The following is a 25,009-nucleotide window of genomic DNA, read 5'->3' as shown; positions in this document are numbered from 1 at the left end:
GGCCTACTTCTCCAGGTAGTACATGTAGTCGCCCACGTTGGCCGGGGTGACGATCTGCGTCTGGACGGGGATGTCCGCGGGTGCGGTGCGTCCGCAGCCGAGATCGATGGCGGCATTCATTGCTTCGTAACCGAACTCGAAGGTGTTTTGCTGTACGACGCCCTCGAGCCAACCTGCCTGCAGAGCCGAGACTGCTTGATCCGACAGGTCCCAGCCGACGGCCTTGATTCGGTCCTGTGCGCTCTGGCTGTTCACTGCGGCGACCAGGCCGATGAGCGCGGGTTCGCCGGTGGCGTAGACGTATTCCATGTCCGGGTTGCCGGTGAGCAGGTTCTCCGCTGCGGTCTGCGCGTTCTCCTGGATGTTGCGGCCGTCGACGACCGTTCCGACTGTCATACCTGCGGCGGAGACGGTGTCGGTGAATCCCTTCTGACGCTCGAGCTGGATCGTGCTGTTGAGCGCACCGACGATGCCGACGGTTCCGGTGTTGTTCGCGAGCTCGGTCAGCGTGTCGCCGATCTGAACGCCACCCTCGGCGTTCGCGGTGCCCACCTGGGTCGAGACGCCCGGGTCGTCGACGGTGGCGTCGACGGCTACCACCGGGATACCTGCCGCGGCGGCCTTGGCGACGGAGGGCTTGATGCCGTCGGTGTCGATGGCGTCGACGATGATGGCGTCGACGCCGGAGGCGATGAGGTTGTCGAACGCGTTGGCCTGAGTGACGGAATCATCGTTGCCGCTGATGATCTGGAGATCGACACCGGCTTCGTCGGCTACCTTCTGCGCGGCGTTGTTGATCTGGTTGAAGAACAGTGCCTGCAGGTTGATCGTCACCAGACCGATCTTGAGGGTGCCGTTCTTGCCCTCGCAGGTGTCGGCGACGCGGGACGGATCCGGAATGGACGACGCGGCCGCGTCGGTCCCGCCTGCGGTGTCGCTGGTCGAGGCGGAGTCACAGGATGCGAGGGTGAGGGCAAGTGCCACACCGAGAACGAGGGGGAGTGCGCGTTTGATCATCGGATCTCCTGAAGATCGACAGTGGCGAGGGTGGCGGTGAAGTCGGTGAGTTCGGTGATGCTGGGGCATCCCCGTGGCCCGGCCGTCGCGCAGGCGAGAGCCGCCGATGCGCCGGCGAGTCGGGCCGCGTGAGCCGGAGCTCTGCCTGCGTCGACGAAGGCAATGTAGGTGCCGCAGAAGCAGTCTCCAGCTCCGACGGCGTCGACGACGTCGACCGGTACTGCGGGTTCGGTGATCGTTTGACCCGAGGGTGTGACCAGGGTCCACCCGTGTTCGCCGTCGGTGACGACGAGGTGGGTGTCGTGCTCGGCGGTCAGCGTCGACCACCTGTCGGCTTCGATGCCGAAGTTGTGCTGCCACAGGCTGCGTCCGACGATGACGTGATCGGCGAGAGCGAAGGCGTGCAGTGCGGCACCGAGATCGTCGCAGCCGTCGAGGTCGATGGCCAGGCTGACGTTGTCGGGCAATTCGGGTGGGAGTATCGCTGCTCGGTAGCCGTCGACGAACAGGCGTCCGCCGTCGACGGAGAGGGTGTTCAGGACGGACGCCAGTCGGTCGGCGTCGTTGGCGTCGTCCTGGCTGATGATCGAGCGGTCTCCGCCGTCGGCGATGAGAACGACTGCGGTGGAGAGGAATGCGTCGCGAGGCGACCAACTGGTGTCGACTCCGTCCCGCTCGAGTCCGGCGAGAAATTCACTGGACCTGGTATCGGGGCCCACTGCGCCGGCGAAGGCGACGCAGGCACCCATGCGGGCTGCGGAGACTGCGGCGTTGGCGGTCATGCCGCCGTCGATCGAGTCGATCGCCGTTGCCTGCACCCTCTCTCCCAGTACCGGGACGTGCGGAACATGAACCGTCACATCGTTGTTGGCGTAGCCGAAGAAGACGATCATCCGCTACTTCCCTGCCGCGCGGGCCACGGCGCGGACCTTCTCGCCTGCGACGCGTCCCCACCAGCGGGCGTTCTCCTTCACAGAGGAGGCGATGATGGCACCGTCGCATTCCTTCATCAGGTCGCCCACGTTGGCGGCGGTGATACCGGATCCGATGATGACGGGAAGCATCGTGTTGTTCTTGATCACCGAGACCTCGTCCACCGAGGCGGCGTCGCCGGTGCGTGAACCGGTGGCGATGAGGACGTCGGCGTCGAAGAACTCGGCGTCCTCGGTCTGTTCGGCGATGGTGCGGTCCGCGACGATGGCGTGCGCACCGTGTTTGACGTGCACGTCCGCGAAGATCTTGACCGGGTCGGCCCCGATGCGGTGGCGGAAGCGGGTGGTTTTGGCGGCCTGGCCTTCGATGAATCCCTCGTTGGCGATATAAGCGTTGGCCCACTGGTTGACGCGTACGAAGCTTGCGCCTGCCGCCCACGCTGCGGCCACGCCGCATTCGCCTGCATTGGACAGGATGCTGACGCCGACGCGGTTGCCGAATTCGCCGACGACGGTGGCGGTCACTACCCCCATGCTGGCCGCGGTCTCGTAACCGTGCTCGCCTGGCTTGAGAAAGGGTATGTCCCAATGGTTCTCGACGATGACGCCGTCGAACCCGTTGTCGATGTACGCGTGCGCCTCGGCCAGGGCGAACTCGGAGATCTCCGAGACGGGCTGACCCTTGTACTGGGGGCTACCGGGGAGAGCGGGCAGATGGATGGCGCCGATCAGTGCCGGTGCCGAGGTGAATATCTCGGCCAGTGCCGACGGCTTGGTCGGAAAGACTCCCAGCGATGCAGCGGGGTTCTGGTCCGACGGTGACGTACTCACGTAGGGGACTCCTCGGGTGTGGTCGTCGGCGAGAGTGGATGTAATCGATTGCCTTGTATGTATGCACCGTAAGGGATCGACACCCATGCGTGTCAAGGAATTCTCGAGTCGTTTATGTAAACGATTACCTCTACTGTGTAAACAGCGCCGCAAGCGACCGCACGGTTCGATAGCCTCAGGTTCACACGCGAGAGTAGGAGTTGGATGCGTAAAGCAACCATTCGCGACGTTGCGGATCGCGCAGGCGTCTCGACGGCCACGGTGTCTCGGGCGCTGTCGGGCTCACGTCCGGTCTCCGAAGACGTGGCTGCCACCATCCGGCGGGCAGCCGAGGATCTGGGGTATTCGGGCAACATCATCGCCAGTTCGCTGCGGCGCAACAGAACGGACACCGTCGGGATGGTGGTGCCGAGCATTGCCAATCCCTTCTTCACCTCGCTCGTGGTCAATGTCGAGCACGTACTGTCACAGCGCGGATTGCAATTGTTTCTGTGCGATTCCCGTTCCGATCCGGACCTCGAAGCGCAGAGGCTGCGCAGCCTGGTGTCGCGTCAGGTCGACGGCATCATCATCAGTCCGTGCCACGGCGAGCGGTCCGCCGAGGCCGTGCGCACCTCCGCTCGCGCCATTCCCGTCGTGCAGCTCGACCGTTTCGCGCTCGACACCCATACGGACTGGGTCGGCGTCGACGACGACGCTGCGCAGGCGTTGGTGATGGATCATCTTGCTGCGCTTGGTGTTCGGAGTGCGGCCTTCATCAGTTCCGAGCTGACCAATTCATCGACCGAGCTACGTCGGGCCGGGTTCTTCCGCCACGCGAAACGAGTGGGTATCGAGACGCGAGAGGAGTGGACGCTGTTGGGCGACTACTCGATCGACTGGGGACGCGTGTCTTCTCGGTCGATGCTCGGGGCATCCGTGCGTCCCGACGCGGTGGTGTGTGCCGACGATCTGATCGCGCTCGGTGTGTTGCAGAGCTGCCAGGCCCTGGGACTGTCGGTTCCGACCGATGTCATGGTGACTGGGTTCGACGACATTCCGTTCTCGGCGTTGAGCAATCCGCCGCTGACGACCATCCGGCAACCCCAGGAGCGCATCGCGGCCGAGGCCACTCGGTTGCTGGACCAAGCGATGAACAGCACCGAAACCGGCACCGCCCACATTGCTCTGCAACCGGAGTTGGTGATCCGTCAGTCGACGGTCGGCCAGGCCCGCGTCACCGCGGTGTAGGCGGCGATCGCTGCGTCGAGCTCGTCGAGCGCGACGGCCTCGTCGGCAGCATGCATCAGGGCCGGCGTCCCAGGTCCCCAGACGACGATCGGCGCTCCGGGAGCCGCCGCAGCGATGATGGACGCATCGGTGAAATACGTGACCGGTTCTGTCGCAACGGAATGTGGCAGCTCGTCGATCCAGCTGTTGCCACCGGCCGTCCTCACTCCGGGTAGGTCGATTCGCGCGTCGACGTGGTCGACCTCGGGTTGGTCGCGCCACCACGACAGCAGCATCGTGCCGTCGCCCACGGTTCGATGATCGACAACGACGTGTGCGGTATCCGGGACGACGTTGGGGGCCGACCCGCCGTCGATCATTCCGACGTTGAACGTCTCGGCACCGAGGAACGCATCTGTGGACAAGGGGAGTTCGTCACGTGCTCGTGCCAGTACGTCGACGAGCTTCATGATGGCGCTCTCGCCTCGTTGCGGTGTACTGCCATGTGCAGCAATGCCTTTGGTCGTGACATCGACCCACAATGCACCCCGGTGCCCCAGATGCACTCGGTTCCCCGTTGCCTCGGGCACCACCACGGCACCCACCGAGCATTCGGCGACGGCGTGACGGGCCGCGAGCGCACCGAGCGAGCCGATCTCTTCGTCGCTCGTCAGCAACAGTGCTGCGGGAACACCGTTCTCGAAGGCGTCGAGCACAGCGGCTGTGGCGGCCACGAGTCCTGCTTTCATGTCCGACGTACCTCGGCCACGCAACACGCCGTCCTCGACATCGGCGGCGAACGGATCGAACTGCCAGTTCGAAAGATCGCCAGCCGGAACGGTATCGACGTGGCAGGCGAACATCAGCCGCGTCGCCGTCGGCGGGGCGTCGTTGGTGATCAGTAGCCATGGGTGCGGGCCACCTCGATCTCCCTCTACCGCAATGCCGTTCGCGTGCGCTCTCAAAACGGATACGACAGCCTCCATAGAGGAACGCTGGGGCACCGGGTCGCCGGATACGGTGCGTGCAGTGACCAGCTCGGTGAGCATGCCTACGGCGATGGTGCGGTCAATTGCCATGAGGAGCACTCAACCGCATCACCGCGGCGGCAGCCGCATCGGGTGCTTGGGTCGGAATCCAGTGCGATACGCCGGGGAGCACAGTCAGTGTGTAGGCCGCGTCGACGTACCGTTGCGCGCCGTCGACGGCAGAACGTCCGATGAACGTGTCACCGTCACTCCACACCATCGAGGTCGGCACGGTGATGCGGAGACGTCCGACGCCGGGGCTCGAGAGCGGGATGCCGCGATACCAGGCGACCGCGAAGGGCAGCGCGCCGTAGTCGACGATGTCCGTCTTGGTACGTTCGAGGTCCGCTGCGGTCATTCCGCTTTTCTCGTACCATCTTTCGGCTCTCTGCCCGGGTCGCGTCATCCACTTCTCGGGCAGTATCGGCAGTTGGAAGAACGCGAAGTACCACGAGTGCAGTATCTGCTTCGAGCTGAGCATCGCCGTCATGAATGCGCCGGGGTGGGGAACCGAGAAGGCCGTCAGTGACGACACCAGATCTGGCCGCCGTCCCGCGGTGACCCAGGCAACCATCGCTCCCCAGTCGTGCCCCACCAGGTGGACCGGGCTGCCTATGGCGTCTATCAAGGCGACGACATCGCCGACCAATGCCTCGACGCGATAGTCGCGACGCCGCCTCGGCCGAGCTCCCGGCGAGTAGCCGCGCTGATCCGGTGCGATGGTCCTCATCCCGGCATCGTTGAGGTTTGCCATCACCGCCGACCACGATGACGCCCGCTCGGGAAAACCGTGCAGCAGCAACACGACCGGGCCGTACAGCGGGCCCTGATCGAGCACGTCGAACCCAAGACCGTCGTGTGTGTACGTCGTGATTCGTTCGGTCACAGAACCGTTCCTTCGCTCGTCAGCAGGTACTGGTCACCGGTTGGCCGGCGAAGCGGTCGACGACGAATTGTATGGCCGCCTCGTCGCTGACGTCGTGTCCGGCTTCGGGTTGTTCCTGCGCGACGACGTAATCGCCGAGAGCGCAGGCCTTACGGATTCCGTCGGCGGTCCACTGTGGGAGGACGACGTCGTCCTTTCCGCCGTAGGCGACGAACATCGGGACTGCGGTCTGTACCTGTGGAAGCGTGTAGCGAGCCACTACGTCGATTAGCTTCTGTTCGGATTCGGCCGTGGTAGCGGCGAATTCGTTCGGAGCCATCGCGTCGACGGCTCGATCCTTGCTTGCGGTGTCTCCACCCTGGCAGGTGAGGAGAAGTTCGCTGTCGGCCTGAGCGACGCTGCCGCTGTAGTTCTTCGGGTCGATCGTGGGGTCGACCTGCTGTGCGCCGTACAGAAGGTACGGCAACAGTTGCTTCTGTGGCCTGGTCAGCGTGCCGGCAGCGCTGGCCTCGACCAACGGCGTCAGGCCCGTGGGCGGCGACAGCGACACCGACCCGACCAAGTCCAATCCCTGGCCGTAGGACGCCGCGAGTTCGTTTGCTGCCCAGGCGGCTTGGCCGCCCTGGGAGAGGCCGACGGCCGCCCACTTCGAGGATGTGTCGGGCAGTGCGCTGTGGGCCGCCCGCGCCGCGTCGATCATGTTGTTGCCCGAGGTGCGCGGTTCCAGGTACGGGTGCGTGCCGCCGCCGGTGCCCAGACCTTGGTAATCGGGAAGCACGGTCACGTATCCCAGCTCGGTGAAGTCCTTCACCGCGAATTGGTAGCCGAGAAGGTCGTTGTACAGGGTTATGCCGCAGTCTGCCTGCACGCCGGTGGTGCCGTGTCCGTAGACCACGATCGGCCACCCTCCGGCCGGCGGCGTGCCGGGCGGTACTGCAGCCACACCGGAGACCGCCGTCGGCGTACCGTCCACTCCCGACGTCGACTCGTAGACGAAGCGGTAGAGCGTCGCACCGGTGGCCGCGAGTTCGGTGGATCGATCTCCGAAGTCCGCGGACTCGAGCACGGTGCCCGGCACCCCCGTCAGGTCGTACTTCGGAGCCGGGGTGGTGGTCGAGGCCGTGGTGGACGGGGCGACGGGTTGCGAGGGCGAGGAACTACATCCCGCAGCCACGGCCACAGCAAAGCAGCAGATGGCAGCGGACATCGAACGGGTGTAGGAAAGCACAACGCGTGTCTACCAGAACATGGCCACAAGCGGTCGACGCCTACGGTTGCGCCTCACGGCTCCTACCGCAATTCAGCCAGGATTTCTTCCGAGGCCTGGAGTGGGGCATGACCGTCGGGAATGATGCGGCGACACCCGTCCAGCTCGATAGTGACCGTTTGGTCGGTGAACTCGGCATCGGAGTACCGCGCTGTGGCGACGGTGGTCGCGACCGAATCGCAGGGCGGTGCCAGCGGCAGTGTGTCCAGGGATAGCAATGTAGCTATCGGCTTCGCGCCCGTGAATAGCTGTGAGTCGACACGACAGAACCAGCTGCCGATGCTGACGGTGTGGTCGGTTGCGTCGACCCGATCTGCGGTGGTGTGTAAGTGGGCGAGCAGCCGAAGAAGGCTCTGATCTGATCGTCGGACAGTAGGGTTCGGTGTTCGATCCGGTCTACCTCGGGGAGCTCGGTAATGGCAAACAGCCCGCAAGGTCTCGCGAGTCCACAGGAGCTTATGGGAAAGCCAGGTCGGACAGCTCGACCTTGATCGTCAGGCGGACACCGTAGTCGTCGCAGGCACGCCGGCGTCGTGTTTGCAGTGGACCCGCTGCGGAGATTCTCGCTGCTATGAAGATCGGCGTCGTCGTCAGTGCGGTCGTGGCCGTTGTGGTGTCGTTCCTCGGGTCCGGTGCATGGATCGGGACGCCTGTTGCCGAGGCGGCGGGCGGGGCACTGAGTGCGACCTCGACGTTGGTGGCACCGGCGGGCCCGGCGTTCTCCATCTGGTCGGTGATCTACACCGGGCTCATCGTGTACGCGGTATGGCAGTTCCTGCCCGGCCGGACCGCACGCCACGACGCGGTGCGCGCACCGATCGTCGCGTCGATGTTGCTCAATCCAACCTGGATTCTCGCGATTCAGATCGGGCAGGTGTGGCTGAGCGTGATCATCATCGTCGCGTTGCTGGCGGTGCTCGTGCGCGTGTTCGTGCTGATGCAGAAGCATCGACCGGAGGGTATCGCCGACGCGGTGATCACCGACGGCACGATGGGTATCTACCTCGGGTGGGTGTGTGTGGCGACGATCGCGAACATCTCCGCGTGGCTGGTGAGTCTCGGATTCACCGGTGGCGCAACGGTATGGGCGGTCATCGTACTCGTGGTAGCAGCCGGTGTCGGGCTGTTTCTGGCACAGTACTCGAGTGGTGCGGTCGCACCGATGCTGGCGATCGTCTGGGGACTGGGATGGTTGTCGCAGGGCCGCTTCACCGGTGAGGTGATCGATACGACCGTCGGCTGGACAGCCGTTCTCACTGCGGTTGTGGTCGCAATTGCCACGGTAGCCATCAGGTTTCGCACCCGTGAGGCAGTGTCAGCGGGGTAACTCCTCGACGTTCGGTTCGGCCCCGTCAGTGATCGGTGACATCGAGTGCGGCACCGACAATGGAGTCGGTATCGATCTCGTGGTGCTTGTACACCTCGTCGAGTGATCCGACCTGCCCGAAGTTGCTCACTCCCAACGACGTCGAGGCCACTCGGTTGACGGTCGCGAGGAACGCGAGGGTGTGCGGGTGGCCGTCGAGCACAGTCACCATCGGTGTCGCCCGATCGGCGGGGAGCAGCTGATCGAGAATCCACGACTCACCGACCCCGCGTCCCTGTCTTGCTTGCAGGGCTCGGTAGAGCTCGCCCGGGCTGGTGATGCACAGAACGTCTGCGATCACACCGACCTTGCTCAATCGCTCGGCAGCCTCAAGTGCTTCGGTCATCACGGCCCCCATTGCCGCGATGGTCACCGTCGCACCGTCACGACGCACCAGGGGATATCCGCCGGCGACCACCTGGCGGCGTCGACGTTCCCGGGCCGCCGGGTCGGTGGGAACGTCGGCCTTCGACTGGTCGACGGGTCGCGTCGACAACCGGAGGTATGCCGAGGTTCCGTCGGGCCGGCCGAGGCGCCCGATGCTGGCGAGCAGGGTCCATTCGACGTCGATGGCGAATGCGGGTTCGTAGCTGACGCAGCCGGGCTGTTCGAGACCGATCGACGGCGTCTTGATCGATTGGTGCGCACCACCTTCCGCGGCCAGCGTGACGCCGGACGGCGTGCCCACGAGGATCGATTGGCCGCCGGCGTAGATGCCGTACGACCACGGCTCGAGGGCGCGTTCGACGAACGGGTCGTACATGACGCCGATCGGGAACAGTGGCTGTCCCCACCGGCTCCACGTGGCACCGAGTTCGCCCATCAGCCCCACGAGGTTGGTCTCGGCGATGCCGAGTTCCATGTGCTGACCGCTCGGTCCCTCGCGCCAGTGCATGATCGTTTCGGCGTCGTCACCGAACCAGTCGTGCCGATCGGATGAGGACCAGACGCCGACCTTGTTGACCCAGCCACCGAGGTTGGTGGTGGAGCTGACGTCGGGGCTCACTGTGACAACCCTTTTCGCTGCTTCCGGGGCCTCACGGGTGAGGTCTATCAGCGTGCGGCCCAGAGCGGCCTGAGTGGTGGCGGTGCCCTTGGGAGTTCGGCCGATGTCGGTGGGAACGGCAGGGGGAGTCGACGCCGGAACCGGTTCGCGGCGTAGCCGTTCCGCGGTGGCGGCGCACAGTCGTCCCGGTGCGCTGTCGTTTTCGAAGCGGATCCAGGGTGCACCGGGATCCAGGTCGAGGCTGCGTGCCAGCTCGGCGTACTCGTCGACGGTCAGCAGCGAGGAGTGATTCTGCGGATGTCCCTGAGTGGGCAGTCCGAATCCCTTGACCGTGTACGCGACGATCACGGTCGGTCGGGTGTCGTCGATGCGAGAGTAGGCCTCGCGCAACGCATCCAGGTCGTGTCCGCCCAGGTTGCGAATCGACTCGGTCAACACGGTGTCGTCGAGGTCGGCGATCAGGTCCGCGATCGTCGTAGCATCCGGTCCCGATCCGGGGAGTCTGGTGCGCACTTCGTCGGCCGTGCAGCGGAGCAGACGTTGGTACTCGGGGTTCGCCATGTCCAGGATTCGGGTGCGGAGAGCGTCACCGCCCGGCTTGGCAAAGAGGTCTTCGAGCAGTCGGCCGAATTTGACGGTGATGACCTGCCACCCGGCTGCGTCGAACATCTTCTCGAGACGGCGGGCGGCGATGTTGGGCACGACGCGATCGAGGGATTGGCGGTTGAGGTCGACGATCCATACGATCTCGCCGAGTTCTGCGATACCCGGGTCGATGATCGCTTCCCATACGGCACCTTCGTCGAGCTCGGCGTCACCGACCAGTGAGTACTGGCGTCCGCTGAATCCGGTTCGTGCGGAGTCGTCGGGGCCGAACCGGTCCTCGACGAAGCGTCGCGACATCGCACCCCAGATCGGTGCGGTGGCACCGATTCCCACCGAGCCGGTCGAGTAGTCGACAGTGTCGGGGTCTTTCGAGCGCGACGGGTAGGACTGCAGGCCGCCGTAGGCACGGAGCGTCGTCAGATACTTCTCGTCCAGTTCGCCGAGGAGGTAGTTGATCGCGTGCAGCACCGGGGAGGCGTGGGGTTTGACCGACACGCGGTCGCCGGGCTGCAGCTGCTCGAACCACAGCGACGTCATGATCGAGACCATCGACGCGCAGGATGCTTGGTGTCCGCCGACCTTCAGGCCGGTCGAGTTGGGCCGAATTCGGTTGGCGTGGTGGATCATCGACGTCGACAGCCACAGCACGCGCTCGGCGATGTCGTGCAGGTCTTCTCCGTCACCGACCGGCGATCGACGGCCGGCGGGGCTGATGCTGGTCATGACAGATGGCTCCTGAGTCGACGATGAAGAACGTCCTGATGCCGGCCGAGGCCGAAGGGCACGTGAGAAGAACGGACGACGCGGGACCGAGTGCGGTCCTGTGGTCCGGGCGGGCGTTCGGGTTGCGAATCGCCGGAAAGGTGCAACTGAGCTGCGATGGGGGACAGTGGACCAGCCGCTTCCCTTGTTGCGCAAGTGATGCGGCAGAAATGGTGCAGATTGCATGGTTCAGGGGTGCATGCTGATACGAAACTTGGTCGTCCTGACCTCAATCGTCCCTGTCCGGACGGGAGTGCGTTGCTGCCACGACCGCCTCGAAAGTGTCGACGACCAATTCGACCACCGCATCGAGTTCGAGATCGGGGGTGTCGAAGTACGCATCGGCAGTCCGGTCGAGAAAGCCGGTCCATCCGGAGATGGCGGCACTCTGCAATGGAGACAGGGGTTCCGCGAGTTCGGCGAGGGCCGCCACCTGTCGAGCGCCCTCTGTGCGGGCTTCTCGGACGGCGTCTTCGACGACGGAATCGCCCAGTTCTCCCTCGCGGATCACCCGGACGTAGAGGGCGCGGTGACGTTCTAGGAACTCGATGTGGCGTCGGACGAAGCCTTCCACGCGAGCCCGCACGGATTGCTCACCGGCCTCGGGTTCTTGGAATTCGGCCAGCTTCGCCAGGACGTCTGCCAACGCTGCAGCAACGAGACCCTGTTTGTCGGTGAAGTAGTAGAACAGCAGCCCGTGGGCCACCCCTGCACGACGCGATATTGCCGCTGCGCTGATATCGGCACTGTTGCCCTCGGCCAGTAGTTCGATGGCGGCGTCGATCAGGGCCTGGCGACGGTCCATCCGGGGACGGGCGCGGCGGGACCGCTCGGTACCGGGGGACGCGTTGGTCGACACCGATCCGACATTAGTGCACGAACGGTCTGCCGGTTTGACCAATGATCAATATATTGACTGATAGTCAAACCCGCCCTAGCGTAGGTCACATCAGCGTTGCCGAGGAGAGGCGAGTTCGATGAGTTCGACGCAGGAAGAGCAGGGCCGGACGCCGACGCGGGTCGGACCCGACTACATCGCCCACTGGGTGGTGAAGTCCGCCCGTACCGAGGAGATGGTGCGGTGGTACGGCACCGTGTTCGGTGCCGAGATTGCCTACCAGGACGAGCAGATCACGTTCTTGACCTGGGACGACGAGTCACACCGCCTGGCGATCGTCGCGGTGCCCAAGCCGGTACGGTTCCTCTTCCCGCTCGCCAAGCTTCGGCGCAAGGCCTACGGAATCGACCACATCGCGTTGACCTTCGTCTCGCTCGAACGGCTGCTCGAGAACTACGTCCGGCTCAAGCGTCTGGGCATTCTCCCGGTGTGGTCCATCAACCACGGGCCCACGATCTCGCTCTACTACGAGGATCCCGACGGCATTCGCCTCGAGTTCCAGGTCGAGAACTTCGACCCTGACAACACTGCGGCGTTCTTCTTCACCGAGGAGTTCGCCAAGAACCCCATCGGCGTCAACATCGACCCCGATTACCTGCTCAGTCAGCTACGCAACGGCGTGCCCCACGAGGAACTTCGTCGGCGGAAAGCCGGAACTAGACCCGGGCACCCGGTGATAGCCAACAAGAAGACCATCACGCCGAAAACTCTGTGACCGAATCAGCTGCTGATCCAACAAGGGGGAGAAAGAATCACATGTCTGTCAACGTAGTTCGAACAGCCGACGGTTGGTGGCGTCTCGATGGCGACCGCGCTGTCGAGATCGACACGATGGCCGAGACCACCCGCGAACTTCTCGCCGACCGCGGTGTCATCACCGGCGCGTCGGGCGCGGGTACGAGTGTCGGCGAGCTCGAGCTCGTCTCTCCGATCACCACACCGTGCCGGGTGGTGGCGCAGCTGCTCAACTATCGATCCCACGCGATCGATGCCGGCTCCGACCCGAGCACGTTGCAGCCGACGTTCTTTCGTAAGTCCTCGGCGTCGGTCAGCGGTCCGTTCGATCCCATTCGTCAGCCGCCCGAGGTAGCACTGCTGGATTACGAGATCGAACTCGGAATCGTCATCGGTGCCGAGATCCCGATCGGTACGACGGTAACCGACGACAATCTCTCGGACTACGTTGCCGGTGTGGTCGTGGCCAACGATGTATCCGCTCGTGAGATCCAGTTGACGAAAGTCCAGGTCTACGAAAGCAAGTCGTACCCCACGTTCACCCCACTCGGCCCGCGATTGGTGCTCCTCGACAACGACGAGCTTCGCCGTATCCCCGAGTTGCACATGACGCTGGCCGTCAACGGCGAGACCCGCCAGGACCTGACCATCGGCAACGACCTCATTACTCCGCCGGCCGAGGCGCTCACGAGGTTGGCCCGCTTTCAGAACATGACTGCCGGTGATGTGCTGCTGACCGGAACTCCCATCGGCACAGCTATTTCCGCTCCACCGAGGATTGTTCAGAAGATCGGTGAGCTGATTCCGCCGGCCCTGAAGTGGAAGTTCTTCTTCGCGCGCCAGGCGAAGAATCCGAAGTATCTCTCGGTGGACGACGTGATCACCGCCGGTATCAAGACCGCCGATGGGGGCATCGATCTGGGTACTCAAGAGACGGTGGTCCGATGACTGTCCCGATCGTCGTGGTCGGAGCCGGTCCGGCTGGTTGTACCGCCGCTTTGTTGTTTGCGCGCCGAGGAATTCGCAGCGTTGTTCTCGAGCGACGGGACGCACCGCTGTTCCATCCCGCCGCGCACGTGATCAACGCCCGCACTCTCGAGATCTGGAACGAATACAGCCCCGAGCTGGCGCGCTCGATCGCTGCGATGTCGCCGCCGCACGAGACTGTCAACCTCATCAGCTGGTTCGGCGATCTCGCGGACGAGGCCATCGGTTCGATCGACCTGCTCTCGGACCCCGAGCGCAAGGCAATCGTCGAGAGTCAGAGCCGGTTCCTGGTCTCGCACATCGGTCAGCATCTGCTGATGCCGGCACTGTGGGATGCGCTCGACGCCGAACCGCTGATCGAGTTTCGACGCGGATGCGCCGTCGAGTCGATCGATCCCGACTCGTCCGGTGCTCGTGTTCGTGGGCGCTGCGCCAACAGCGTCGCCGAGATCGAGGCCCAATACGTGCTCGCGTGCGATGGTGCCAACAGCGCGACCCGAGACGGTACCGGGGTGGGTCTGACCGGACCCGTTCTGGCGAATATGGGAAGCGCGTTCTTCACCTCGAAGACGCTCTTTCCCGACCATGCTCGTCCGCTGCTGAGTTGGATCTACACGCCTGAGCTGTGTGGCGTGATGATCGCGCACGCCGACCATCGATACATCGTGATGACCGCCTACCTGCACCCGGAGCAGGAGATCGCCAAGGACAGTCGCGCTTTCTGGTCGCGCACACTGCCGAAGGTGTTGGGCGATCACGAGTTCGATCTGGAATCGACCGGAACGTGGGTGATGACCTCTCAGACCGCCGATGCGTTCCGTCGTGATCGCCTGCTCTTTCTCGGCGATGCCGCGCATCGGTTTCCGCACACCGGTGGTTTCGGCCTCAACTCGGGTGTTCAGGACGCCCACAATCTGGCGTGGAAGCTCGATGCAGTGCTGTCGGGAGCCGCGGCGGACTCGTTGCTGGACACCTACGACACCGAACGTCGACCGGTGGTGGAGAAGTTCGCGAAACAGAGCGTGGACAACCACTTTCGGATGGACGCCATCGGGAAGAAGGTAGGCATCACCAACGTCATGTTGGCCAAGGCAACCACTGCGATGGGCCGTGCGCCGCTGAACAAGATCCCCGGTCGATTCATGGCCCCGCTCGCTGCCACGGCAACGCGGAAGCAGATGAGCCGATCACGCAGGGTGAACCCACAGGTCGCCGGATCGGCTCGACTCCGCCAGCAGATCGCCGACGCCATTCCGCTCCAAGTGGAGCACTTCGTGTCGACCGGCCTGCAGTTCGGCTACCTCTACGCCGGTCCGCTGATCGCGCAGGACTCGTCGAGCACGCCGGCCGAGGACGTGGTCGACTACGTGCCCACCACCTATCCGGGTGCCCGCCTTCCGCATGCGGTGCTGTCGGTGGACGGCACGCTCGTGGACGCACACGACACTCTGGATCCGAACAGGTTGACGCTGTTCACGTTTGCCGGTGACGACTGGGCTCCGGTTGTCTCGACGCTCGCAGCATGGGGGCCCGGGGTGGTCATGGTTGCGGCCGACGCGCCGGCGGGTACCGAGCGCCGACAACTGATCGACCTGTACGAGGTCGGCACTACCGGGGCGGTACTCGTGCGACCCGACGGACATGTCGCCTGGCGCACAGCAGGTTCGGCGTCCGCTGACGGTTCGGAACTCGAACGATTTCTGACCACGCAGTGGGGACGCTACTTCACTGCCGTCACCGGCCACTGACCCTCGGGCCGCTCGCGCACCTAGACGTCGACGGTCAGCCCCTTGTTTTCGAGAACGGCACCGAGGTTGCTGACCTGAATCGGCGTCTCGCCGCGCTTGTAGCGCTCGATGTACTCGGCTTCGGCGGCGTCGCGTGCGCGGCACGCGTCGATGGCCGAGCGAACCTCGTCGCGGCGCGTGAGTACCACCCCGTCGCAGTCACCCTTGATGACATCGCCGGGGTTGATCAACTGACCACCGAAAACCAACGGCTGATTGATCGGGCCGAGAGACTCCTTGACCGTGCCCTGGATGCACAGGTACTTGCTGAAGACGGGAAATCCGAGTTCACGGATCTCGCGCGAATCGCGAACGCCGCCATCGGTGACCAGTGCGGTGATTCCCCGGGCTACACAGGCATTGGCGAGCACGTCGCCGAACTGTCCGGCGGGCTGATCACCGGAAGAGACGATGAGGACGTCTCCGGGCTGAGCGTAGCTGATCGCCACTTGAAGCATGATGTTGTCGCGTGGATGGCAGACCACGGTGAAGGCGGAGCCGCAGAACGACATGTCCCGATCGAGTGGCTTGATCGCGTCGTCGAGCGCACCGGAGCGACCCTGTGCCTCGTGGATGGTGGCTGCCGAGAACGTGCCGAGCTCGTCGATGAGCTGCCGGTCGGCGCGATCGATCTTGGTGGTGACGTGAACCATGAGACTTCCTATCGAGTGAGGGCGGAGACCGCGGTGGAGATGGCCGCGGCAGCGGCACGAAGAGTGTCCTCGGACGTGGCGAACGAGACGCGGAAGTAGCCGTCCGCGCCGTAGGCCGAGCCCTGGATGGTGGCCACGGACGCGTGGTCGAGCAGGTACAGCACGACGTCCTGATCGCTGCTCAGAACCGTGCCGTCCGGGGTGCGAGCACCGATCAGGTCTGCGCAACCCACGAACAAGTAGAACGCGCCCTGCGGGAGAACGGGTTTCAGGCCTTCGATCTCGTCGAGCAGCTCGAAGGTGACGTCGCGGCGACGACGGTAGCTGGCAACGGATTCGGTGACGAAACTCTGATCGCCGGACAGTGCTTCGGCCGCTGCCGCCTGGCTGATCGAGGAGGGGCAGGACGAGGACTGTGACTGCAATTTGTTGATGGCACCGACCAACTCGGGATTCCCGACGCCGTAGCCCAGACGCCATCCGGTCATCGCGTAGGACTTCGAGACACCGTTGGTGAGAAACACTCGATCGCGAAGATGTGGGGCGACGGCCGTCAAATTCGGGACGGGCGCATCGAAATACGTTATCTCGTCGTAGATTTCGTCGGACAAGACATGGACCTGCGGATGCCGGTCGAGCACCTCCGCCAGTCGAGCGAGCTGATGAGCGGTGTAGATCGCTCCGGTCGGATTGGACGGGGTGTTCAGTATCACCCAGCGCGTGGCCGGGGTGATGGCGGCTTCCAGACGTTCCGGGGTGAGCAGGAACTGTTCGGACTCGGGGCAATCCACGACGACGGGTGTGCCGTCGTGAGCGGCGACCATGTCCGGATAGGAGACCCAATACGGGGACGGCACGATGACCTCGACCCCGGCCTCGACGGTTGCCATGAGCGCCAGGAAGATCACCTGCTTGGCACCACCGCCGATCGTGATGCGGCTCGAGTCGTAGTCCAATCCCGTCTTGAGGTGCAGTCGCTTCGAGATCGCTTCCCGGAGGGCGGGGATTCCGTTGACGGGGGTGTACTTGGTCAAGCCGTCGTTCATGGCCGCTACCGCTGCACGTTTGATGTGCTCGGGTGTGTCGAAGTCCGGTTCGCCCACAGTCAGGTCGAGGATGGCGCGGCCCTGTGCCTTGAGCTCTCGGACACGTTGGGCAGCAGCAACACTGGGTGACTCGCGCATGCGGGTGACGCGGGAGGCGAGGGTTTGGGAGGGCATGGAGATCTCCTGTGAAAGAGGTGAGGTCGAGTCAGAATTCGAGAAGTACTTTGCCTGATGCAGCCGAATCTTTGGCAACAGCAAAAGCTTTCAGTGCATCGCCAGCGGGATAGACGTGGGTGACGACGGCTCCCACATCGAGCGAGCCGTCGGCCAATGCGTCGAGCACCTCGTCGATCTCACTGTTGAATCGGAAGGATCCGACCAACTCGAGTTCACGGGTGATCACCAGTGACAGGGGAGCCGGTTGCATCCCGGTGGGAAGCAGGCCGAGCATCACTATCCGGCCACCGCGAGTTGCGCCGCGGATGGCGGACTCCAGCCCGAATCGGTTGCCGGAGCACTCGATCACCACATCCGCGTCGACTGCGGCAATGGCGTCGGAGTCGGCCGCATCCAGGGTTTCGGTCGCGCCGAGCTCGGCGGCGATCCTGCGAGGAAACTCGTGTACGTCGACTGCGGTGATCGACGACGCCCCCGCTCGCTTCAGCACCGCTACCACCAGTGCGCCGATCGGTCCGCAGCCGATGACCAGTGCGCTCCTGCCTGCTACCTCGCCGGCCCTGTCGACGGCATGCCAGGCCACCGCGGCCGGCTCCGACACCGCGGCGGTGCGGAAGTCGAGGCTGACCGGGAGCGGTCGGAGCATGCGGGATGGAAGTACCGAGTACTTCGCGAACGCTCCCTCGGTGTGCGGGAAGTGCGCGGCGCTGCCCAGGTAGGTGCATCCGGGCGACAGATTGGGGCGATCTTTCGGATAGCGGGATGCGCCCGGTGCCGGAGTGGCCGGGTGTACGGCGACGCGCGTACCCGAGCTCGGTCCCGAGCCGTCTGCGGCTACGCTGACCACGGTGCCGACGACCTCGTGCCCGAGCAGCATCGGGGCCCGCAGAATCGACTCCCCGGCCGCGCCGTGGGTCCAATAGTGCAGATCGGAACCGCACACGCCACCGAACGCCACCTGGACGACGGCCTCGTCAAGTTGTGGTGCGCGTATCGAAATCTGTTCGACGCGTAAGTCGTTCGCGGCGTGTGCCACCACGCCCAGGGTCGTGATCGGGACGGTGGTCGAGTCAGTCATTGCGTCGGATGAAGTCGAGACCGCCGGGCACCTGGAATGTCGGCATTATTTCCATCAGGCCCATGTTGACGTGGCGGGGTGCGTCGATTGCGAACTCGATGGCGTCGGCGATGTCCTTGGTGGTGATGGACTCGAATCCCTCGTAGAAGGTGTCCCAGGCTTGTTGCATCGCCTCGGGTGTTCCGCCGAGGTTACGTCCGAAGATCTCGGTCTCGACGCGTCCGGGGCAGATCTCCGTCACCCGAATCCTTTTGCCTTTGGTGTCGTTTCGTAGCTGTCGAGAGATTTGATGCACCGCTGCTTTGGTGGCGTGATAGGCGGTGTGACCGTAGAAGTTGTACAGGCCTGCGATCGAGCTGATGTTGACGACGTGGCCCAGATCGCGCTCGACCATGCCGGGTAGGAGCAACCGGCACAGGTGCAACACCGCGCGCAGGTTCACGTCGACCATTGCGTCGATCGACTCTTCGGACGCGTCGAGAATGTTGCCGGTTGCCGAGACGCCCGCGTTGTTGATCAGGATGTCGATCTCGAGGCCTGCGACGGCCTCGGCGAGGGCGGCAGTATCACTAATGTCGACGGCAAGGGGGATCATTCCGGTGCGGTCGGCGATGTCGTCGAGCTTTTCCTTGTTTCGAGCTACGCCGTAGACGGTCAGGCCGCGCTTGGTGAGCAGTTCGGTTGTGGCAGCGCCCATTCCGGTGTTGGCTCCGGTGACGAGTGCGGTGTGGTAGTCGTTGAAAGTCATGCTGTTTCCTCAGAGAGTGTCGCGCAGTGGCTGGTGGGCGCGGTCGGTGATGGTGCTGACGGCGATGAGGGTGCCGAGGGCGGTGATCACCGCGTAGAACGCAGGGACGTAGATCCCGAAGTGCGGAATCAGCCAGGTCATCAGCAGCGGAGCAGTGCCGCCGAAGAGCGCCGACGAGATGTTGTAGCCGAGGCCGTATGCGGAGTAGCGAACTCGAGTGGGGAAGAGTTCGACGATCAGGATGTGGATGACGGCCGTGTGGCCGGCGAAGATGACCGCCATGATGCAGGCTCCGAGGATGGCCAGCGGCAGGCTTCCTGTTGCGATCAAGGCGTAGCACGGGATGCCCGCTACTGCCATGGCCGCGGCGGCACCGGCGATGACCTTCTTCCTGCCGATTCGGTCGGACAGTGCTCCCATGAAGGGAATCGCGATGCAGATCGCGACCAGTGACACTGCGGTCACCAAAAGGGCAGTACTGGTGGGGAATCCGATCTTGTCGCCCTTGAGGAAGGTCGGCATGTACGAGAACAGAACATAGTAGCCCGAACCGTTCATCAAAGGAATGAACAGAGCGAGGATCATGGCGCGGCGGTGTTCGGGTGACGAGAACGCTTCCTTGAGCGGGTTCCGTGACAGTCCGCCTTCGGCCTTGAGCTTCTCGAAGTTCGGTGTGTCGCTGATCGCCTTGCGGATGTACCAACCGATGACACCCATCGGGATTGCGACGAGGAACGGAACACGCCACGCCCAGCTTGCGATCCCACCGCCGTTGATTGCCGCTTCGTTGAGCCACGGCGACATCGCGAAGGCGACCATGGTGCCGGTGAGAAGTGCCAGGAACGACGCGATCTGGGCATAGCTGGTGATCTGGCCGCGTTTGTTCGCCGGGGCATGCTCGGCCAGGAATGTCATCGCACCCGCGGCCTCTCCACCGACCGAAAAGCCTTGCAGGATGCGCAGGAAGATCAGCAGTGCCGGGGCTGCGATGCCGATGGCCTCGTAGGTGGGGAGCAGACCGATGCCCGCGGTGGCGACCGAGATGAGCAGGATGACGAACACCAGCATCTTCTGCCTGCCGATGCGGTCTCCCAGGATGCCGCAGACGACGGCACCGAGGGGGCGAACGAAGAACGAGATCGCGTAGCCGGCAAAGACCAGCATGAGTGCGTCGGAGGATTTGGATACGTCGAAGAAGACGATTGCGAGCGCAGTCGCCATGAAGGCGAAGATGCCGTTGTCGTAGAGCTCGACGAAGATGCCGACGCAACCGGCGGCAACGACCTTGCGGATCTTCTGGGGGTCCGGAGGTGCGGGTGCGGTGTCGGTGTTGTCCGGGACTACTGAGTTGGTCATGCTGACTCCAGTGTGAGGGCAGTGCACGGGTCTTGGGAATGGCTGATGTGATTCGGGATCGACAGAGCTTCGAACACAGTGCGAACTCGGCAGCGGAGTTGATCGAGACTGCGCTGCTGGGCTCGGTGGGCTTCGACTGCACCGGCGATGCCCACCCGGGTGAAGATGACCTTGTTGCCAGGGCGAGCCTGGCCGAGCCGGTCGAGGCCGATCGTGGTGACGACGGCGAGGACCGGGTATCCGGCGGTCACTCCGCGCCCCCGGTGGAGGACGAGGAGCTCGTTGCCCGCAGGTACTTCGACGGCCCCGACGGGTACGCCGCGAGAGAGCATTTCCGCCGTCGTAATACGTTGCGGTAGAGGATGATCGATGGAGGGTGCAAGACGAAGGCCGATGTGATTGCTGGCGTTGCCGATCGTGAACTCGGTGGTGAACAATCGGTCGGCGGTGTCGCCGAAGTCCTCGATGTCGGGGCCGTCGGTGACCGGGACAGTCCAGGTGTCACCGAATTCTGGTTGCGTCGCACCCAGGCGGAACAGCGGAATGTCGTAGTGCGGGTGACGGATCGGCGCGCCGTCGACGTCGACCCCGATGCGGTCGCCACCGGAGAAGGGACGTCCGAATCCGAGAACGGTATCGGGAGCGCAGCTGTTCTGTAGTCGGTCGGCGTGAACCGAGCCGTGCACCGCGATGTAGCTGTGGAGCCCACGGTGAATGTTCGTCACAGTGAGTGTGCTGCCTGCGGGCAACACCAGAGGTTCCCACTGCGGTACTGCCACACCGTCGACGCGGATATCTGCCGGTGCACCGGTGACGGCGACGAGCATGTGGGTATCGGTGGCGGCCGCGAAGTCGAGTGCAGTCAGTTCGATCAGCGGTGCGTCGGGATCGCTTGCGACGAGGGTGTTGGCGGCTCGCGCGCTGTATTGATCGAGTGCGCCGCCGGTCATCTGTCCGATACGGCTGCCACCGTGGCGACCCAGATCTTGAAGGACCGACAGGCCCGGTGTGAGGACGGTGATCGTCCCATATCGGGAGAGGCGTTCACAGTTCATGGTGATCGCCCCACTCGGCGGCGGAGATCGGAACGAACTGGAATGTGTCGCCGGGTGCGTACGCAGAAATCGGGTCGGAAGCGATGTCCACCAACGTCACCGGAGTCCTGCCGAGGACCTGCCATCCGCCCGGTGCCGGTCGCGCGGAGACCACGGCCTGGTGCCCGGCTACGGCGACGGCTCCTGCCGGGACGCTGGCGCGCGGGCTGGCTCGACGCGGAATGGGCAGTCCGAAGTCGGGCCCGTCGAGCATCGGTGCCCCGCCCGGGGACCCGTAGCAGCGCATGGTGAGTGGGCGGGCGCAATGACGTGCGATCACGTCGGCTTCGCTCACGTCGAGCAGCGTTGCCACGACGGCCAGATCGGGTCCGTGTTCCCCGCCGTACACGACGGGAACCTCGAAATTGCGCGGCAGCCGAGCGGCACCGAACGGCGTGGAGTCGAGCTCGGATACGGCTGCACGAATATCGTGGTGAGACACTGTTGCGCAATCGAATTCGATGAGCACTGCGTCGTAGGTGGCGATGGTGCCCAGAACTCCTGCGATACCTGCGGCATCCACCGCGGCAGCGATGCGATGAACCTCGCGCCACCGCTCGTCCGGTGTGGCGGCAGCAGAGGTGATGCGCACAGCTGAGTCGCCGCAGTCGGCGATAGCTGGGGCGGTCACGCCGTCCGCCTCGCTTCGAGTACCCGGCTCAGCGGCTCGATCTCGACACCCGCCGCGAGAAGACCGGCACGAATCGCCAGTGCAGCATCCACTGCGCTCGGGCTGTCACCGTGCAACAACACAGTGTCTGCCGAGATGGGAATCGGGGTGCCGTCGACCGCGTCGATGATGCCGGCGGTCACCATTCCGACCGTCCGCCGGACGAGTTCGTCGAGATCGTCGATGACTGCGCCGGTCTCGCTGCGAGGTACGAGTGTGCCGTCGGGCCGATAGGCTCGATCGGCTATACCGACGATGCCCACCGCGATCCCTCTCGCTTTGGCCTCGTCGGCGAGGTGACCGTCCTGGGCCAGCACGACCAACGTGGGATCGAGCGAGGCCACGGCGTCGACGACCGCGGTCGCGTAGTCGCGGCGAGTAGCGACCAGATTGCCGAGTCGTCCATGAGGAGCGACGTGCGCGACGGTGGTTCCGTGTGCCGAGGCGAAGGCTTGCAGAGCGCCGATCTGGTACAGCATGTCGGTGCGAACTTCGTCTGGCGTGAGGTCCATTGCTCTACGGCCGAACCCGGCGAGATCGGGGAAGCTGGGGTGGGCACCGATTCCGATGCCGCGCTCGACACAGCGACGGACAGTGGTGTCCATCGTGCGGGGATCGCCTGCGTGGAATCCGCACGCGATATTGGCAGAGGTGAGCACATCGAGAAGCGCCTCGTCGTCACCCATTGTCCACGCGCCGAAGCTTTCGCCCAGATCTGCGACGAGATCGATACTGATGGCCATTTCTGCGGTGCCTTTCGGAAGGTGAACCGGAAGCGTCGGAAGGTCGAACGCTCACTGTCGTGTTCGTGTTGTGGACGCTACGCAGGAACGACGATTCCGCGTTAATACCCGTTCGCAGTGATGTAATAGGAAAGGCATATGCTCCTTGACGTGGGGTTTCGTGTCCCGCGCCGGCCGCTGTGCCGCAAATCGGTACATCGCTGTCGTTCGTCTGAAACGGTGAGGAAACATGTTCGTGAATGCCGATGATCGAGACCGACGGGAGGCCCTGTAGCTCATGGATACCCGACGTCTGTTCTCGTTCATTCGAATCGTCGACGCCGGCAGCATCACCCGCGCGGCCGACCTTCTGCATATTGCGCAACCGGCATTGAGTCAGCAGATGACGGCGCTCGAATCGCATTTCGGGCAGCAGCTTCTGATCCGAAGCAAGCAGGGTGTCGAGCCGACCGATGCCGGTCGCGCGCTGTACCGCCACGCGCAGGTAATTCTGCGTCAGGTCGAGAGCGCTCAAGCCGAAGTCAGCGTCGTGGGAAGGGAATTGGCAGGCGGGGTGTCCGTGGGGCTCGCGCCGTACAGTACGGTCACGGCCATTGCGCTGCCACTGTTGACTGCTGTGCGGGCTCGTTATCCGAGCATTTTGTTGCATATCAACGAGAACTTCGGTGGTGTGCTCAGCGAGGCGATGATGACCGGACGGATGGACATGGCGTTGCTCTACGACGCTGGTCCGATCAAAGGAGTCACGTTCGAACGGTTGCTCACCGAAGAGCTGATGGTCGTGGCACCGTCGGGCACGGGTTTGCCCGGGGAGACAGGAAGTGCCGTTTCTCTGTTCGAGCTTGCCGACGTGCCACTTCTGCTTCCCGGACGGATGCATACCATCCGCAAGATGGTCGAGTTGGCGTTCGAGACCACGCTGACGCAGCCGAAGATCGTCGGCGAAGTCGAATCGGTGACCCTGATGGCGCAGGCGGTCCGAAGCGGTTTGGGCGCAACGATTCTGCCGTTGTCGGTCGCCCGCCGAATGATGAATGTGCAAGGCCTGGAGCTTCGTCGTATCGAACCGTCCATCCAGGTTCAGGTATCGCTCGGCACACCGGCGAACCAACCACTGTCGAAACCGGCAGAGGCTGTCCGTGAAGTACTACGAACAGTCCTCGCCGATTACGTCACTGTGCACTCCAAACCTGCAGAATGATTGTCAGTAGCCGCGAGAGAGATCGATCCGGGCATCCAATTCGTCACCGGCTGTGAACTTCTCGACGTTCCGGCCGATGTGCTTCGCCAGCGCCGACGACAGTCCCGACGCGGGGTTGGCGATATGCGGGGTGATGATGGCGTTCGGCAGGGACCACAGCGGGTGTCCGTCGGGGAGTGGTTCAGGATCGGTGACGTCCAGCGCGAGGCCACCTATCCTGTTGTCCTGTAGTGCTTTTGTCGCTGCTTCGGTGTCTATCAGTGATCCGCGGGCGACGTTGACGACCCATGACCTCGGTCCGAGCTTGTCGAGCGCGGCAGCATCGACGAGGTGGGCAGTGGCACTGGTGGCCGGAGCCGCGATGACGACATGGTCTGCGCGAGTCCACGCCTCACCGGTTCGATCGGCCGGTAGCGTGTCGACCGCACCGGCCACAGGAACTCCGGATCGTGTCACCGCAAGAACATCCGCGCCTGCCGCATGCAGGAACGGGATGAGGGCGCGGCCGATTCCGCCGCAGCCGACGATCGCGACTGTTGCGCCGTCCAGAGTGCCGACGAGCGGGTCGAATTCATCCTTGCGCCAGGAGGTTGCAGCGAGCTGCGCAGGCAGGCCTCGAACTCCGGCCAACAGCAGCATGATCGTGTGCGAGGCCACCGTACGCGCGTAGGCACCCGCGGCCGAGGTCCATACCCGACGGTCGTCCACGATTCCGGCGTCGATCCAGGCCTCGACCCCGGCCGACGAGAGTTGCACCCAGCGAACCGAATCGGGAAGGTTCGACGGGAAGTTGTCGGGTCCGGCCGTCCAGACCACGGCGTCGGCGGTCTCGATCGGACCGAGGATGCCGCCCGAGGAGGTAACCGCCTCAGCCACAGCAGCACTGTCCTGTGGCCCGAGATATATGCGGGGAGCTGTCATCGATC

General features: G+C 64.1%; 23 protein-coding genes. 6 read left to right on the top strand and 17 right to left on the bottom strand.

What is annotated here, in order from left to right; genetic code table 11:
• Positions 1–3 precede the first annotated feature (3 nt).
• The 3 genes from R4P57_RS26350 to R4P57_RS26340 are packed head-to-tail and all read right to left on the bottom strand — an operon-like array spanning position 4 to position 2,780.
• Positions 4–1,017: a substrate-binding domain-containing protein gene (locus tag R4P57_RS26350; protein WP_317805832.1), complete on the bottom strand. Its 1,014-nt coding sequence runs from the start codon at positions 1,015–1,017 to the stop codon at positions 4–6.
• Entirely contained in the window at positions 1,014–1,910 is an 897-nt protein-coding gene (locus R4P57_RS26345) for a carbohydrate kinase family protein (RefSeq protein ID WP_317805831.1), read from the bottom strand. The genes R4P57_RS26350 and R4P57_RS26345 overlap by 4 nt, the downstream gene beginning before the upstream one ends.
• A gap of 3 nt (positions 1,911–1,913) precedes the next feature.
• Entirely contained in the window at positions 1,914–2,780 is an 867-nt protein-coding gene (locus R4P57_RS26340) for a BtpA/SgcQ family protein (RefSeq protein ID WP_317805830.1), read from the bottom strand.
• 204 nt (positions 2,781–2,984) lie between these two features.
• On the opposite strand from R4P57_RS26340, the gene R4P57_RS26335 reads away from it, so the two are divergent.
• A complete protein-coding gene (locus R4P57_RS26335; RefSeq protein ID WP_317805829.1) occupies positions 2,985–4,010 on the top strand; it encodes a LacI family DNA-binding transcriptional regulator in 1,026 nt (341 codons plus the stop codon).
• Here the strand turns inward: R4P57_RS26335 and R4P57_RS26330 are convergent.
• From R4P57_RS26330 to R4P57_RS26320, 3 genes are read right to left on the bottom strand one after another with little or no spacing between them, the layout of a single operon-like run.
• Entirely contained in the window at positions 3,971–5,068 is a 1,098-nt protein-coding gene (locus R4P57_RS26330) for a M20 family metallopeptidase (RefSeq protein ID WP_317805828.1), read from the bottom strand. The two genes, R4P57_RS26335 and R4P57_RS26330, sit on opposite strands and share 40 nt — an antisense overlap.
• A complete protein-coding gene (locus tag R4P57_RS26325) occupies positions 5,058–5,903 on the bottom strand; it encodes an alpha/beta fold hydrolase (RefSeq protein WP_317805827.1) in 846 nt (281 codons plus the stop codon). The genes R4P57_RS26330 and R4P57_RS26325 overlap by 11 nt, the downstream gene beginning before the upstream one ends.
• A gap of 19 nt (positions 5,904–5,922) precedes the next feature.
• Positions 5,923–7,131 carry an alpha/beta hydrolase gene (locus R4P57_RS26320; protein WP_317805825.1) on the bottom strand — a complete coding sequence of 403 codons (1,209 nt, stop codon included), beginning with the start codon at positions 7,129–7,131 and terminating at the stop codon, positions 5,923–5,925.
• Between the two features lie 610 nt (positions 7,132–7,741).
• Between R4P57_RS26320 and R4P57_RS26315 the strand changes: the two genes are divergently transcribed.
• Positions 7,742–8,497 (top strand): tryptophan-rich sensory protein, encoded by a 756-nt coding sequence (locus tag R4P57_RS26315; protein ID WP_317805824.1) that lies wholly within the window; start codon positions 7,742–7,744, stop codon positions 8,495–8,497.
• A gap of 25 nt (positions 8,498–8,522) precedes the next feature.
• Here the strand turns inward: R4P57_RS26315 and R4P57_RS26310 are convergent, their stop codons facing one another.
• The gene (locus tag R4P57_RS26310; RefSeq protein ID WP_317805823.1) at positions 8,523–10,871 is read right to left on the bottom strand and encodes a transketolase-like TK C-terminal-containing protein; all 2,349 of its coding nucleotides are present in this window, start codon (positions 10,869–10,871) and stop codon (positions 8,523–8,525) included.
• 268 nt (positions 10,872–11,139) lie between these two features.
• On the bottom strand, positions 11,140–11,769 hold the full coding sequence (locus R4P57_RS26305; protein ID WP_317805822.1) for a TetR/AcrR family transcriptional regulator: 630 nt from the start codon (positions 11,767–11,769) through the stop codon (positions 11,140–11,142).
• Between the two features lie 118 nt (positions 11,770–11,887).
• Between R4P57_RS26305 and R4P57_RS26300 the strand changes: the two genes are divergently transcribed.
• The 3 genes from R4P57_RS26300 to R4P57_RS26290 are packed head-to-tail and all read left to right on the top strand — an operon-like array spanning position 11,888 to position 15,278.
• Positions 11,888–12,523: a VOC family protein gene (locus tag R4P57_RS26300; protein WP_317805821.1), complete on the top strand. Its 636-nt coding sequence runs from the start codon at positions 11,888–11,890 to the stop codon at positions 12,521–12,523.
• Between the two features lie 41 nt (positions 12,524–12,564).
• Positions 12,565–13,491, top strand: coding sequence for a fumarylacetoacetate hydrolase family protein (locus tag R4P57_RS26295; protein ID WP_317805820.1), 927 nt, complete (start codon positions 12,565–12,567; stop codon positions 13,489–13,491).
• On the top strand, positions 13,488–15,278 hold the full coding sequence (locus tag R4P57_RS26290) for an FAD-dependent oxidoreductase (protein WP_317805819.1): 1,791 nt from the start codon (positions 13,488–13,490) through the stop codon (positions 15,276–15,278). Before R4P57_RS26295 ends, R4P57_RS26290 begins: the two co-directional genes overlap by 4 nt.
• Before the next feature lie 20 nt (positions 15,279–15,298).
• On the opposite strand, the gene R4P57_RS26285 is transcribed toward R4P57_RS26290, so the two are convergent.
• The 8 genes from R4P57_RS26285 to R4P57_RS26250 are packed head-to-tail and all read right to left on the bottom strand — an operon-like array spanning position 15,299 to position 22,882.
• Complete coding sequence (locus tag R4P57_RS26285; protein ID WP_317805818.1) at positions 15,299–15,970, bottom strand: 4-carboxy-4-hydroxy-2-oxoadipate aldolase/oxaloacetate decarboxylase; 672 nt, start codon at positions 15,968–15,970, stop codon at positions 15,299–15,301.
• Between the two features lie 8 nt (positions 15,971–15,978).
• Positions 15,979–17,190: an aspartate transaminase gene (locus R4P57_RS26280; protein WP_317805816.1), complete on the bottom strand. Its 1,212-nt coding sequence runs from the start codon at positions 17,188–17,190 to the stop codon at positions 15,979–15,981.
• A 31-nt stretch (positions 17,191–17,221) separates the two neighbouring features.
• The gene (locus tag R4P57_RS26275) at positions 17,222–18,271 is read right to left on the bottom strand and encodes an L-idonate 5-dehydrogenase (protein ID WP_317805815.1); all 1,050 of its coding nucleotides are present in this window, start codon (positions 18,269–18,271) and stop codon (positions 17,222–17,224) included.
• Positions 18,264–19,019, bottom strand: coding sequence for an SDR family oxidoreductase (locus R4P57_RS26270; RefSeq protein ID WP_317805814.1), 756 nt, complete (start codon positions 19,017–19,019; stop codon positions 18,264–18,266). The genes R4P57_RS26275 and R4P57_RS26270 overlap by 8 nt, the downstream gene beginning before the upstream one ends.
• A 9-nt stretch (positions 19,020–19,028) precedes the next feature.
• Positions 19,029–20,375 (bottom strand): MFS transporter, encoded by a 1,347-nt coding sequence (locus R4P57_RS26265; RefSeq protein ID WP_037173152.1) that lies wholly within the window; start codon positions 20,373–20,375, stop codon positions 19,029–19,031.
• Entirely contained in the window at positions 20,372–21,430 is a 1,059-nt protein-coding gene (locus tag R4P57_RS26260) for a biotin-dependent carboxyltransferase family protein (RefSeq protein ID WP_317805812.1), read from the bottom strand. Before R4P57_RS26260 ends, R4P57_RS26265 begins: the two co-directional genes overlap by 4 nt.
• Complete coding sequence (locus R4P57_RS26255) at positions 21,420–22,100, bottom strand: 5-oxoprolinase subunit B family protein (protein ID WP_317805811.1); 681 nt, start codon at positions 22,098–22,100, stop codon at positions 21,420–21,422. The genes R4P57_RS26260 and R4P57_RS26255 overlap by 11 nt, the downstream gene beginning before the upstream one ends.
• The gene (locus R4P57_RS26250) at positions 22,097–22,882 is read right to left on the bottom strand and encodes a 5-oxoprolinase subunit PxpA (protein WP_317805810.1); all 786 of its coding nucleotides are present in this window, start codon (positions 22,880–22,882) and stop codon (positions 22,097–22,099) included. The genes R4P57_RS26255 and R4P57_RS26250 overlap by 4 nt, the downstream gene beginning before the upstream one ends.
• Positions 22,883–23,159: 277 nt before the next feature.
• Here R4P57_RS26250 and nac point away from each other — a divergent pair, with 277 nt between their 5' ends.
• Entirely contained in the window at positions 23,160–24,083 is a 924-nt protein-coding gene (gene nac, locus R4P57_RS26245; protein ID WP_317805809.1) for a nitrogen assimilation transcriptional regulator NAC, read from the top strand.
• A gap of 3 nt (positions 24,084–24,086) precedes the next feature.
• Here the strand turns inward: nac and R4P57_RS26240 are convergent, their stop codons facing one another.
• On the bottom strand, positions 24,087–25,004 hold the full coding sequence (locus R4P57_RS26240) for a D-isomer specific 2-hydroxyacid dehydrogenase family protein (RefSeq protein WP_317805808.1): 918 nt from the start codon (positions 25,002–25,004) through the stop codon (positions 24,087–24,089).
• Positions 25,005–25,009: the final 5 nt, after the last annotated feature.

The sequence above is a fragment of the Rhodococcus sp. IEGM 1330 genome, assembly GCF_033142445.1.
In the GTDB taxonomy this organism is placed as follows: Bacteria; Actinomycetota; Actinomycetes; order Mycobacteriales; family Mycobacteriaceae; genus Rhodococcoides.
The sequence above is the reverse complement of the archived record's forward strand: the minus strand, read 5'-3'. Positions and strand labels throughout refer to the sequence as shown.